The organism is Mucilaginibacter sp. dw_454, assembly GCF_018449775.1.
Taxonomy (GTDB): Bacteria; Bacteroidota; Bacteroidia; order Sphingobacteriales; family Sphingobacteriaceae; genus Mucilaginibacter.
Genome location: NZ_JAAVVB010000003.1, coordinates 115,359 through 129,350, shown reverse-complemented (window position 1 = coordinate 129,350; position 13,992 = coordinate 115,359). Strand labels below are relative to the sequence as shown.

General features: G+C 42.3%; 11 protein-coding genes. 2 read left to right on the top strand and 9 right to left on the bottom strand.

Translation table 11 applies throughout. From position 1 onward, the window contains the following. Positions 1-119: 119 nt before the first annotated feature. Positions 120-1,928, bottom strand: coding sequence for a translational GTPase TypA (gene typA / locus HB679_RS11025; protein ID WP_214072036.1), 1,809 nt, complete (start codon positions 1,926-1,928; stop codon positions 120-122). Between the two features lie 360 nt (positions 1,929-2,288). Between typA and HB679_RS11020 the strand changes: the two genes are divergently transcribed. Then, positions 2,289-5,657 (top strand): glycosyltransferase, encoded by a 3,369-nt coding sequence (locus HB679_RS11020; RefSeq protein WP_214072035.1) that lies wholly within the window; start codon positions 2,289-2,291, stop codon positions 5,655-5,657. Positions 5,658-5,774: 117 nt separating this feature from the next. Here the strand turns inward: HB679_RS11020 and ispF are convergent, their stop codons facing one another. Further along, positions 5,775-6,257, bottom strand: a complete 483-nt coding sequence (gene ispF, locus HB679_RS11015; RefSeq protein WP_214072034.1) for a 2-C-methyl-D-erythritol 2,4-cyclodiphosphate synthase — start codon at positions 6,255-6,257, stop codon at positions 5,775-5,777. 5 nt (positions 6,258-6,262) lie between these two features. After that, complete coding sequence (porV, locus tag HB679_RS11010) at positions 6,263-7,432, bottom strand: type IX secretion system outer membrane channel protein PorV (protein WP_214072033.1); 1,170 nt, start codon at positions 7,430-7,432, stop codon at positions 6,263-6,265. Positions 7,433-7,670: 238 nt separating this feature from the next. Between porV and HB679_RS11005 the strand changes: the two genes are divergently transcribed. Further along, positions 7,671-9,281, top strand: coding sequence for an SUMF1/EgtB/PvdO family nonheme iron enzyme (locus tag HB679_RS11005; RefSeq protein WP_214072032.1), 1,611 nt, complete (start codon positions 7,671-7,673; stop codon positions 9,279-9,281). A 149-nt stretch (positions 9,282-9,430) separates the two neighbouring features. On the opposite strand, the gene HB679_RS11000 is transcribed toward HB679_RS11005, so the two are convergent. The 6 genes from HB679_RS11000 to HB679_RS10975 form a co-directional block, all read right to left on the bottom strand. Continuing rightward, positions 9,431-9,931, bottom strand: coding sequence for an acetyl-CoA carboxylase biotin carboxyl carrier protein subunit (locus tag HB679_RS11000; protein WP_214072031.1), 501 nt, complete (start codon positions 9,929-9,931; stop codon positions 9,431-9,433). Positions 9,932-9,935: 4 nt separating this feature from the next. Next, entirely contained in the window at positions 9,936-10,598 is a 663-nt protein-coding gene (locus tag HB679_RS10995) for a DUF4159 domain-containing protein (protein WP_214072030.1), read from the bottom strand. A gap of 101 nt (positions 10,599-10,699) precedes the next feature. Then, complete coding sequence (locus tag HB679_RS10990; protein ID WP_214072029.1) at positions 10,700-11,407, bottom strand: 16S rRNA (uracil(1498)-N(3))-methyltransferase; 708 nt, start codon at positions 11,405-11,407, stop codon at positions 10,700-10,702. A gap of 11 nt (positions 11,408-11,418) precedes the next feature. Then, a complete protein-coding gene (locus tag HB679_RS10985; RefSeq protein ID WP_214072028.1) occupies positions 11,419-12,759 on the bottom strand; it encodes a hemolysin family protein in 1,341 nt (446 codons plus the stop codon). Positions 12,760-12,766: 7 nt separating this feature from the next. Further along, complete coding sequence (locus tag HB679_RS10980; protein ID WP_214072027.1) at positions 12,767-13,312, bottom strand: inorganic diphosphatase; 546 nt, start codon at positions 13,310-13,312, stop codon at positions 12,767-12,769. A 22-nt stretch (positions 13,313-13,334) separates the two neighbouring features. After that, on the bottom strand, positions 13,335-13,967 hold the full coding sequence (locus tag HB679_RS10975) for a VTT domain-containing protein (RefSeq protein WP_214072026.1): 633 nt from the start codon (positions 13,965-13,967) through the stop codon (positions 13,335-13,337). Between the last annotated feature and the right edge of the window lie 25 nt (positions 13,968-13,992).

Sequence of the window (13,992 nt, the reverse complement as noted above, 5' to 3'; positions counted from 1 at the left end):
TACTTCTTTTATGCAGGTTATTAAAATTACTTGTTGAACGGGCCGCTTATAGGCCAACATCTAACAAAAAAGAGCCCCGTAATACGGGGCTCTTTCTGTATGAATATTTATTTATTCAATTATGACTGAAACTTTTTAGCGTTGATTTTGCGCTCGTTTTCATTCAAATATATTTTACGCAAACGGATGCTTTGAGGCGTAACCTCAATGTATTCGTCGGCCTGGATATACTCCATTGATTCTTCTAATGAGAATTTGATAGCAGGCGCTATACGTACGTTGGTATCGCTACCAGATGCACGCATGTTGGTTAACTGCTTGCCTTTAGTTAAGTTAATAACCAAATCATTATCACGAATGTGCTCGCCTAAAACCTGGCCCTCGTAAATATCAACTCCCGGATCAACGTGGAAACGACCACGATCTTGTAATTTATCAATTGCGAAAGCAGTAGTTTTACCAGTGTCCATTGATACCAATACACCGTTGCTACGGCCAGGGATAGTACCTTTCCAAGGCTCGTATCCTTTAAAACGGTGAGCCATAATAGCTTCGCCGCCGGTAGCAGTTAATACGTTGTTACGTAAACCGATAATGCCACGTGCAGGTATTTCAAACTCTAAGTGTTGTAAATCGCCTTTGGGTTCCATTACCAGCAAATCGCCTTTACGTTGGGTAACCAGCTCAATAACTTTACCTGATACATCACCCGGAACATCAACGATCAGGGTTTCAATCGGCTCGCATTTAACACCATCAATTTCTTTAACGATAACTTGTGGCTGGCCAACCTGTAACTCGTATCCTTCGCGACGCATAGTCTCGATCAATACTGACAAGTGAAGAATACCACGACCATACACCAGGTATGAATCAGGCGATTCGGTTTCAACAACCTTAAGTGCCAGGTTTTTCTCCATCTCTTTGTATAGACGATCGCGCAGGTGGCGTGAGGTTACAAACTTACCTTCTTTACCAAAAAATGGTGAAGTGTTAATGGTGAACAACATGTTCATGGTAGGCTCGTCAATATGAATTACCTCCAATTGTTCCGGTTTTTCAAAATCGGCAATGGTATCGCCAATATCAAAACCTTCAATACCTACTACTGCACAAATATCGCCCGCACTAACTTCGGTAGCTTTAACTTTACCTAAGCCTTCAAAAGTATATAGTTCTTTTATTCTTGTTTTTTGGATAGTACCATCGCGTTTTACCAATGATACCGGCATATTTTCTTTAATAACACCACGTGCAACACGGCCAATAGCAATACGACCAACGAAAGACGAGTAATCTAACGATGTGATTTGCATTTGCAATGTACCCTCGCTAATTGGCGGTGGTTGTATGTTTGCTAAAATAGCATCCATCAACGGGAATATATCTTCGGTTGGTTTTTTGTAATCTGTGCTCATCCAACCTTGTTTTGATGAACCGTAAATTACAGGGAAATCCAACTGATCTTCGGTAGCTTCCAGGTTAAAGAACAATTCAAAAATTTGCTCATAAACCTCTTCAGGGCGGCAGTTTTCTTTATCAACTTTGTTTACAACCACAATTGGCTTTAAACCCAAAGCCAAAGCCTTTTGAGTTACAAAGCGGGTTTGAGGCATAGCGCCTTCAAAAGCATCGCAAAGTAACAAAACGCCGTCGGCCATTTTTAACACACGCTCAACCTCACCGCCAAAGTCGGCGTGACCAGGTGTGTCAATGATGTTAATCTTAACATCTTTGTACATTACCGAAACGTTTTTTGAAACGATGGTGATACCACGTTCGCGCTCCAGGTCGTTATTATCCAATATCAGCTCTCCGGTCTCTTGTCCTTCGCGGAAAATAGCGCAGCTGTGCAGAATTTTATCAACCAGCGTAGTTTTACCGTGGTCAACGTGTGCGATGATCGCAATGTTTCTTATTTTTTGCATGAAATGCCTTTAAAATTTGGCGCAAAGGTAAGGTTAAAATATGGTAAATGAAAGGATTTACAGCATTTTAACACAACCATAATTTCAGATAAATGTAAAAACGTGGCTCTTGCAGAACATATCTATAATATGTACGTTTCTTAATAAAAAGTGTAATTTTGCAGATATGAATATACAGGCATTATTAGTTATCATATTATTTGCGGCAGCTATATTCTACATTGCGAGGATGCTTTACAGGAGTTTATTTGTAAAAAAGGGCTGCGGCGAGAACTGTAAATGCGGGGTTGATTTTTCAAATATCACTCCGGAAAAAAGTATTAAATAACATCAACCTAAATATTTTACTAAAGTTTTTAAATGGCCGATAAGCAGGTTTTTCAAGCTGACACCCCAGGTAGATGGAACCGTTTTAAATGGCTGAGCCGTATTCTGCTCATCGTCATGATATGCAGTGTTATCGGTTCGGTGGTTACTATCACTTCTCACCAGTATCCTGATCTTCCTAACCTTAATCCCGCGCCAAAAAAACTCACCAGAGAAGAGATTGAAGCCCTTAAAAAATCAAAACAGTTTAAAGACTTTAAGATAGATAAGGCGCAGATTCAGAAACTGGAGCACACCCGTAACACTTATCGCGTACGCCATCCTAATAATAAGGACCGTATAAACGCGGCCTTTTACCGCCCGTGGGAGGCCCAGGCATACAATTCGCTGGTTGATCATATAGACCGCCTGGACATGATTGTGAGCGAGGGCTTTCAAATGAAGAAAGATATTGATACTATACAGACTGTTATCGATACCGGGCTTATCAATCTCAAAAAAAAATACAAAAAACCCGTATTGGTTACGTTGTCAAACTATGTAAATTATGACAATGCTAATGGTGGTTTTGATTCAAAAGACGTAGAGCGTATTGTTAAAAACAAAAAGCTGCGCACTACTTTCATTAACAGTATTGTTAAGGAGTTAAACAAATATCATTTTCAAGGCATTAACCTTGAGTTTGACGATATAAAAAATCGTAACGAGCCGGATTTTTTAAAGTTTGAACAGGAGCTTTATAACACGCTGCACCCAATAGGTTTCCTGGTAACGCAAAACGTTGTTCCTGATGATGAACAGTATGATCTTAAAACGTTGCAACGTTATAATGACTTTCTGTTTGTAATGGCTATTAGCCAGCATACCGAAGATAGCAATGCCGGCGATATATCTAACCAACATTGGGTTGAACAGATCTTAGATGAAGTTTGTACCGAAATACCGAGTGAAAAAGTAATTCTGACTGTTTTTGGCGGCGGGGTTGACTGGCCCGAAAACAGCATAGGTAAATCTGTAGGCTATCAGGCTGCCATTAGTACCGCCCATGAAAATAACAGTAAGATTATTTTCGATCCGGCGTCGGCCAACCTGCATTTCAATTATAACGGACAAGACGGCTTAAAGCATTTGGTATATTTTACCGACGCCGCCACCAATTTTAATATTATCCGCATGGCGGATGATTGGGATACCGGCGGTGTAGCACTTTGGCGCTTAGGTGGTGAGGACCCCCGCTTGTGGAGTTTCTTCCAGAAGAACCTGGCTATAGACTCATTGAGAAAAACCGGTGTTGATATTAAGCGCCTTACTTACATTGGACGTGATAACAAGATAAATTATGAAGGGAATGGCGAAGTTCTTGACCTGATTACCACCCCGGTAGAAGGCAAGATTGACGTAAAGATGGATACCACCAATTACGTCATCACCAACCAGAATTATATTAAACTGCCTACCAAATATGTAATCCGCAAATACGGTTACAAACCCGGTAAAATAGTTTTAACTTTTGACGACGGCCCTGACCCTGATTACACTCCGCGCATACTAGATATCTTGCAGCGCGAAAAAGTACCGGCAGCTTTCTTCGTGGTGGGCTCCATGGCCGAGAAAAATATGCAGATACTGCGTCGCGAATATGACGAGGGGTTTGAGATTGGTAACCATACATTTTTCCACCCGGATATATCGACAGTTAGCCTTGAGCGCGTAAACCTTGAACTGAACGCTACACGCAAGCTTATTGAATCGGTTACCGGGCATAGCACCATATTGTTCCGCCCACCATTTAATGCCGATGCTGAGCCACAGACGCTGGCCGAGGTTATTCCGGTGGCCGAGAGCCGCAAGCAAAGCTATATCAACATTGGCGAATCTATTGACCCCTGGGACTGGCAGCCGGGTGTTACCAAGGATAGTATTGTAGCCCGTACCATTAAACAAGCCAACAACGGCTCTATGCTTTTATTGCATGATGCCGGCGGCGACACGCGTGAGGAAACTGTAAAAGCCTTGCCAGAGATTATTCATTACTTTAAAAGCCACGGCTACCAGTTTACCACCATTGCCGATATCCTGGATAAAAGTAAAGAGGATCTAATGCCACCGGTTAAACATGGCCCGGGGCTTTACAATTCGTTGTATGACATTTTTGTGGTGGGCTATTTTTATGGCAACTGGTTCTTGCTCTACCTGTTCTTGTCGGCCATATTCCTGGCTATAGGGCGTATCGTATTAATCGGCATCCTGGCGTCAAGGCAGTATGCTGAAAACAAAAGCTTTAAAAAATACCGCGATCGCGTAGCTAAAATGCAGCTTGACCCGGTAAGTATTATTGTACCGGCTTATAACGAAGAGGTTACCGCTGTTAAAACTATTGAAAGTTTATTAAAAACAGAGTACAAGGATTTCGAGATTATATTTGTTAACGACGGATCAAAGGACAACACCTTCGATATTGTTAACAAGGCTTATGGTGACAATCCGCGGGTAAAGGTGCTGGATAAGCCTAATGGAGGTAAAGCATCAGCCTTAAATTTTGGCATTGCGCATGCAAGCCATGAGTTTGTGGTTTGTATTGATGCTGATACCCAACTAAAAGACGATGCCATCTATCAACTGATGACCTATTTTACCGATGCCGAGATTGGTGCGGTAGCAGGCACAGTTAAAGTAGGTAATGACAATAACATCGTCACCCGCTGGCAGTCTATAGAGTACATCACGGCTCAAAACATGGATCGCCGTGCATTCGATCTGATCAATAGTATCACCGTTGTACCGGGTGCTATCGGCGCGTTCCGTAAGTCCGCAGTATTCCAGGCGGGTGGCTTTACTACCGACACTTTGGCCGAGGATTGCGACTTAACCATGCGCATTCTTAGAAAAGGCTATATCATTAAAAACTGTGCTGAGGCTATTGCTTACACAGAAGCACCCGAAACTATTGGTGCCCTGTTAAAACAACGTTTCCGCTGGAGCTACGGCGTAATGCAAAGTTTCTGGAAAAACCGTAAAGCGCTATTTAATAAAAAATACAAGTTCTTCGGGATGGTGGGCATGCCTAACATCCTGATCTTCCAGATTGTGCTACCATTATTTTCGCCGCTGGCAGACCTGTTTATGATCTTAGGCCTACTGGGCGACAAGCCCGGTAAAATATTGCTTTACTACGCTTTATTTGTAGTGGTAGACTTTATAGTGGGGGTTATTGCTTTCTGGATGGAGAAAGAAAAGAACTACCGGAAACTGATATACATTATCCCTCAGCGATTCATTTGGCGCCAGCTAATGTATTATATCCTTTTCAAATCTATCCGCAGAGCGCTTAAGGGCGAGCATAGCGGTTGGGGCGTATTAAAACGTACGGGGAATGTGAAGAAGGCCGAGGATCAGGAATAGAGGATCAGGAATAATTAATGGGTAGAGACGCAACATTTTGCGTCTCTGTGCAAACACACCAGAATTTGCAGAAATAATATACATGCAAATGGAGACGCAAAATATTGCATCTCTACATTATGACTTCTCAATCAAACAAACGGCATAAGCCACCACACCCTCTTCGCGACCAATAAAGCCCAGCTTTTCGTTGGTGGTTGCTTTGATAGAGATATCTTCCTCGCTGATACCTGCTGCATTAGCGATGTAACCTTTCATGGCCGGTATATGCGGATTGATTTTAGGCGCTTCCAGGCACACCATGGCATCGATGTTGCCTATCTCCCAACCCTTCTCGCGAAGTAGCACCATTACATGCTGTAATAGCTTTAAGCTGCTTATACCCTTCCAGCGATCGTCTGTATTAGAGAAATGAAAACCTATATCGCGCAGGTTGGCTGCGCCCAGCAGGGCATCGCATATGGCGTGTAGTAATACATCGGCATCAGAGTGCCCATAAGCCCCCGCGTGATGTTCTAAATTGACTCCCCCTAAAACAAATGGATGCTGTTCCTTTAATTGATGGACATCAAACCCAAAACCTACCTTTATTTTGCCCATAATGTTTACTTACCGCCGAAGTTTACAGCCAGGGTGAAGCGCAGCGTATTAGCTAGCGGACTGGCCGACTGCGTAGCAGCCAGGTATGAAAAATCGAAACGATAGATATCATATTTCAGGCCAAGGCCCATGGTAACGTATTGGCGACCTCCTTTATCAGGGTTCTCGTAGAAATATCCGGCGCGTATAGCAAATTGCTGATCGTACAAATATTCGAAACCCGGCGAAAAAGTAATTTCTTTCATCTCTTCACTAAAGCCGCCTGGTGCGTCAGAAAACGAGCCGAAGATACCGGCAGGCACGGAAATGTTATCATCTTTTCCTTTAATGATGTTGCCGTTATCATCGCGGATAGGCGGTGTCGGCACCAGTAATTTATTGATATCAAACGCAAAAGTGATTTGGTTTAAATCGTCGATATTGATGATGTTGGCTACGCCGATTCTTAAGTTAGTAGGCAAGAAGTACGACGGGCCGACATCAGAATAACTAACCTTGGTACCAATGTTAGATATATCAATACCATAGTTAAAGGTTGCATCTTTACCAAATTGCTGTGTACTACTGGTATGATACATAGAAATATCAGCAGCAAAAGCGCTACCCGCTTTAGATTGCTGGCTTGCACCAGAGGCAAATGATTGATTTGAAAGGTTTGAGTGGATATAACGCCCGGTTAGTCCTAATGAAAAATCATTACCAAACTTACGCGCGAAAGATACATCCAGCGAAAACTCGCTTGGGCGATAGGTCCCTTGTTCATTCTGATTAGCATCCACCAGTTGTATAGAACCCAGATTAAAATAACGCAATGAAGCGCCTATGGTATTACGACTATCCAGTTTATGGGCAAAGCTTAAGTATGATAAGCTAACGTCCGGCACTAAATGGCGCAACCAGGGGCTATAGGATAATGAAACCGCGTTAAGCGAATCGTCTAGAAATGCCAGTTTCGAGGGATTCCAGTAATTGGCGTTAACATCTGGTGAAAGAGCTGCGCCGGCCTCGCCCATAGCTCCCGAACGTGAGTCGGGCGATATATTTAAAAACGGAACCGCCGTCGGTATAGCATTGGTGCTGCTACCATTGGTATTTGAACCTGTTTGAGCAGCTGCAAACACCGGAATGAAAAGTACAATATATATTAAAGAGGTCTTTCTGTACGAAAACTTCATTGTATAGTCCGTTTTTATTTTAATTGGATAAATATAGATTAATTATACTTTTTGGGCGTTAAACAGACTTAAGTTTTTTATTTTTTAATTTAATTACCGATGCAACACAAACAACGGTTTTTACGTTAAAGACCCAAAGCGTTTAAATTGTTTACCTAACGCCGGAATATGTTTACTATTTTATTGGAAAATTTTATAAATTTACCCCTATATATAATTTTATACTTATTGTAAAAATATGAAAATACTTTTTACTTATACTGCTTTAGTGCTGGTAGGTGTTGGAACGATACTAAGCGGTTGTCATAAACAAAAGTCGCAGAAAACTGGTATACCATATAACGATAAAAAATATGGCTATTCTAAGTTCAGACAAACACACCCTTCGCCTGGCCCTGGCCTTGTAGCTATTGAGGGTGGTACTTTTGTTTTGGGCGGAAGTGCAGATCAGGATATCAACTTTGAGTATAACAACGTACGCAAAAGGGTAACTATCCCGGCGTTTTATATGGACGAAACAGAGGTATCTAACCAGGATTGGCTGGATTACCTGCACTGGATCAGCGCTACTTTCCCTCAGGATCATGAATTATATTACAATGCGTTGCCAGATACCCTGGTATGGCGCAGACCGTTATCATACAATGAACCTTACGTAAACAATTACCTGCGTCACCCTGCTTTCCAGGATTACCCGGTTGTAGGTGTTACCTGGGATCAGGCTCAGGATTATTGTGTTTGGCGTACCGACCGTATGAACGAGTTTATCCTGGAAGGACAAGGCAAAATTCTTAATCCAAGAGATCCTAAAAAAGGTGCACAGGCTAGTGCTGCTAATGCTCAAAAAACACCTTTCAATACCGACATGTACTTGAATAACCAGTACAGAGGTGCAGGTATAGACGGTAAAAAAATGACGGCTGACTTAAACGGCAAGCCCGTTGCCGGCCAGAAAAGAGCGGTTAGACCGGTTACTGTTGAAGACGGTATCTTGAAACCTGCCTACCGCTTACCGACAGAGGCCGAGTGGGAATATGCTGCTATGGCTTTAGCCGGTAACACCCAATTTGAAAACATTACAGACGGTAAAATATATCCATGGAACGGCTTAGGTGTACGTTCTGCTAAAAAATCAACCCGTGGTTTGATCCTGGCTAACTTTAAGCGTGGCGAAGGTGACAACGGTGGTGTTGGCGGTTACCTGAATGACAAGGCCTTCATTACAGCGCCGGTACGTTCTTACGTGCCTAACGATTTTGGCTTGTATAACATGGCTGGTAACGTTAATGAGTGGGTGGGCGATACTTATCGCCAGATGACATTTGAAGATGTTGACGACTTTAACCCTTTCCGTGGTAATGAGTTTGTTGACAAACGTTTAGCCGACCCTGCAACAGGTAAATACGCAAAAGACAAATACGGTCGCCCTATTAAAGATCCGGCTAAGTCTGCTAAGAAAATGTCATATGCCGATCTGATCGCTTCGCAACAAACCGGTACCGCTGCGGCGGCTGGCGCTCCTGCAGGTACTGCTCCTGCAACACCTGCTACTGCCGGAACAAAAGATCCATTAGCTGGCAAAGCTTACAATGCTGATGCACGTGGTTACTTAGATACCGTTAACAATAGTTTATATGGTACTACTACTTTGGTGAACAACCATTCTAAAGTATACAAAGGTGGTTCATGGAATGACATGGCATACTGGTTAAACCCGGCTACACGCCGTTTTATGAATGAGGATGATGCAAGCGCCGAGGTTGGTTTCCGTTGCGCAATGGACCTGGTAGGCGCTCCTGAGATTCACCCGGCAGGTAAGCCTCACTTCAGCGTTAAAAAAGCTAAATAGTATTACTCCAACTATAACAAAAAGGGTCGCCTTATTTAAGGCGACCCTTTTTGTTATATTAATTGTCATTGCGAGCGTAGCGTGGCAATCGCGAATTATACTTTTCTACTTGCGATTGCTTCGTCGTCCCTCCTCGCAATGACAAAAATCTATGCAAATTGCAACAGTATCTGCCCCTTTTCTACTTTGTCGCCCGGTTTTATTTTGATGGATTTAATCACACCATCAACCGGCGATTTGATAATATTTTCCATCTTCATGGCTTCCAGGATAAACAAGCTGTCGCCTTTTTGTACAGTGGTGTCGCCGGCTACAAAAACTTTTAACACCAGGCCGGGCATCGGCGCTTTAAGCTCACTTACCTTGGCGCTTGCCAAGTTAGTCAACCCCATTTGATCAAGCAGCAGATCAAAGCGATCTTTAGCCGATACGGTGTAGGTATTATTGTTAACCTTTATCTCTGCAGTTTTAGTCGTTTTGTCAAAACTTACCAGTGTGACATTGTATGATTTAAGCTGTTTGATAATATGCCAGGTTACCGGGCTTAGTTGTTTAATATCTGCTTGTATAACTTCGTCATTTACTAATAAATCGTCGCCAGTTTTATCGATGTCAAAATCGAACTTATCATTTACTTTAAGCTGGTACATGGCTTTATTGGGTTAGTACATATTGAATGAGGTTAGCGCCCATTTTCAGGGCCTTTATACGTGTTTCCTGCGTGTCGCCGGCATAGGTACCATAATCCTCCCAGCCGTTGCCCAGATCGCACTCATAAGTGTAAAAACAGACCAGGCGGCCTTTATAGATCAGCCCAAAACCCTGTGGACGTTTGCCATCGTGTTCATGTATTTTTGGCAGACCATTAGGGAAAGGAAATTTCTGATGATAAATAGGATAATTTACAGGCAATTCCACAAAATCAAGCTCCGGGAAAACCTTCTTCATTTGCGGGCGGATAAACTTATCCAGGCCATAGTTATCATCAATATGCAAAAAGCCGCCGCCGGTTAAATATTTACGCAGGTTGGCCGCTTCCTGGTCAGAAAAGATCACGTTGCCATGGCCCGTCATAAATACAAAAGGATAATTAAACAACTGCGCGCTGCCCGGCTCAACAATATCATCCTCGGGCTGGAAGTTGGTCTTCAAATTTTCATTACAAAACTTGATCAGATTAGGCAAAGCAGTCCGGTCGCCATACCAGTCTCCCCCACCACTATATTTAAGCTTAGCCATTTTATAGGTAGGCGCGTTGAAGCTGCTAATGATGATTAGCAAGCAGAGGGCACAAATGGTGTATATGGCTCTTTTCATTCAGTTATATTTTGTCATTGCGAGCGTAGCGTGGCAATCGCAAGGTTGCACGGTTCGCGGTTGCTTCGTCGTCCCTCCTCGCAATGACAAAAGGGATAGAATTACCTATTCAAAAAATTCACTTCAAAACAAGCTTCTAACGCGGCCGTTTCTGTACGCAATCTGCTATCACCTAAAGTTATGGCTTTATATTCGTTATCCAAAGCGACATCAATTTCTGACGGCGAGAAATCGCCTTCCGGGCCTATTAAGATCAGGCAACGTCCGCCTTTTTGCAGTTGGGTTTGCAGGCTGGTTTTCTCGCGATCTTCGCAATGTGCAATAAACTTCTGTCCATCAAATGGCTGAGCTAAAAACTTACTCAACGCTATTGGTTCATTCAATACCGGGTGATACGCTTTTAATGATTGTTTGATAGCAGCCGTAATGATCTTATTTAAACGCTCAGTCTTAGCTTCTTTACGCTCCGAACGCTGACAGATAATGAGCGATATTTCATCAATGCCAATCTCGGTAGCTTTTTCAAGGAACCATTCCAGTCTATCCAGATTTTTTGTAGGGGCTATCGCGATATGCAGGTAGTGGTTCCGTTTATTATATTCGGTAACAACATTTGTTATTTGCAGTATAGTTCTTTTGGGATGTGCATCTTTAATTTGCGCAGTGTACAAGCCGCCTTTACCGTCTATCAGCTGCACTTCAGATCCTGCCTCCAGGCGCAGCACACGTACGGCATGTTTGCTTTCTTCTTCGTTTAGAAAGTATTGGGGATGCGATGGGGCAATATCAGGCGTATAAAAAAGATGCATGGGCAAGCAGATTAATGCAAATCTACCGTATCTTCTTCATTAAGCAATAACTCCAGCTTAACCGACTCAATGTTTTGGTCGGATTTTTTGAGTACGGTAATGTTATAGCCGTTAGATTCTTTTTGCTCGCCAACGTCCGGGATCTTACCAAAAATATCGCCTAACCAGCCTGATACGGTGTCAAAGTCACCATCCTCGGGCAAATCATGCGGCAAGTGGCCGTTAACATCATATATTGGCGCCAAAGCATTTACAATAAACTCACGATCGTTCACTGCTTCAACAATTGGTTTTTCTTCGTCATATTCATCCTGGATCTCACCTACCAATTCTTCAACAATATCCTCCAAAGTAACCATACCGGCAGTACCGCCAAACTCGTCAGACACAATAGCTATCTGTATCCGTTTTTGCTGCAGCTCGGCCATCAGATCATTGATCTTTTTGGTTTCTGGGATGAAATATGGTTTACGGATAATATCCTTCAGAACAATCTCTTCATTACGGGCCAGCAAAGGTAAAACGTCTTTAGCATGAACAATGCCGACTATCTTGTCAATCACCTCATCATAAACAGGCAGGCGCGAGTAGCCTTCGGTAATCAGCAGGTCTAGTAATTCGTCTCTGCCGGTACTTACTTCAACACCAGATATTTTGGTACGCGGCACCATGATATTTTTTACCACGCGCTCATTAAACTCAAATACATTTTGAATCAGCTCGTGCTCGCTGGAATCGATGGCGCCGGTTTCTTTACCTTGTTCTAAAAGATATTGCAACTCTTCAGAACTATGGTGTGCCTCATGGCCCGATATAACATTGATGCCGAACAGGCGCAAAATAAAATTAGCAAACGCATTCAGGCACCAAATAATGGGTCTGAACACGATAAAGAATATTCTTAGCGGCGCTGATACCGCTAAGGCGGTACGTACTGACCTTTGTATAGCTAATGTTTTAGGGGCCAGTTCGCCAAAAACTATACTTAGTATAGTAATCAGTATAAAGGCTATAACATGGCTTGAAGTGATTATAAAACTCGAGGTAATGGTTACCCCAATAATTTCAAACCCTCTTAACACCACATTGCTAAATACACCCTCGCCTATTACACCTAATCCTAATGAGGCTATGGTAATGCCCAATTGTGTGGCGGCCAGGTAACCGTCTAAATTAGCCATGATACCGCGTGTAACTTTAGCTATACGGCTGCCGGCTTTGGCTTTTATTTCAATCTGCGACCCGCGCACGCGAACCAAGGCAAATTCTGCGGCTACAAAAAAGCCGTTCAGTAAAACCAGGAAAAAGGTTAGGAGTATGTAATAACCGTTTATGTATGTGTCAGGGCCCATTAATTAATTATTGGTACACGGGGAAAGTAGACTTATATAGTTCTAAACTTTCATTAATTACTTTGTGAGCATACTTTTTACCCAACATATGTTCAATGGTCACCTTTTTATCCTCCAAAGCTTTATAGTCTTTAAAAAAACGCACAATTTCTTTCATAGTATGTGGTGGCAACTCATTCAAATCATTGATGTAGTTTACAGACATATCATTTTTTGCTACCGCGATGATTTTGTCGTCTTGCTCACCATTGTCAACCATATGCATTACACCCACAATCTTAGCTTCGATAATCGACATCGGGAACACATCTATTGAACACAGTACTAATATATCTAAAGGATCTTTATCATCACAATAAGTTTGCGGAATAAAGCCATAATTAGCCGGATACATTACCGACGAAAACAAAACACGGTCAAGTTTCAGTAAACCAGAGTCTTTATCAATTTCATATTTAGCTTTTGAGCCTTTAGGGATCTCAATAATAGCGTTTACAAATTCAGGAACGTTATCACCCGGTGAAACCTGGTGCCAAGGATGTTGTGTACTCATTTATTATTATAGTATATATTTATTAATCGCTTTTTACTAATCGCTTTTTTAAGAAAGCAAAAACCAGCGGAATTGTTGTAATTATTATTAATCCGATCACCACATATTCCAGATAATCTTTTAGCTGGGGGTATCGTCGGCCTAAAAAATAACCCGACAGGATAAATGTACTTACCCAAGCTATGCTGCCGGCCAGGTTATAAATTGTAAATTTTTTAAAGTCGACCCTGACTACGCCTGCAAAGATAGGAGCAAAAGTTCTTATTATAGGGAAAAATCTGCCTAAAACTAATGCCATACCCCCATGTTTGGCGTAAAACTCTTCGGCAATAACGATATAACGCTTCTTAAAGAAAATTGAATCGTTCTTGTTAAACAACATTGGGCCAGTTCGATACCCAAACCAGTAGCCGGTATAATTGCCCAAAATGCCCGCTGCCATTACCGATAACAGCAAAGTGCCCAATGACACATCAATCATACCCGATGAGCACAACAGCCCCGCCATAAATAATAAATAATCGCCTGGTAAAAAGAAACCGAAGAACAGACCTGTCTCCGCAAAAACGACCACAAGCAGGAAGTAGAACCCTCCTTTACTTAATATGGATTGGGCGTCCGTTAAATTTTGCAGGTGTTCCCAGAAATGTTCCATTACTGTATTTGTAAAACTACAAATA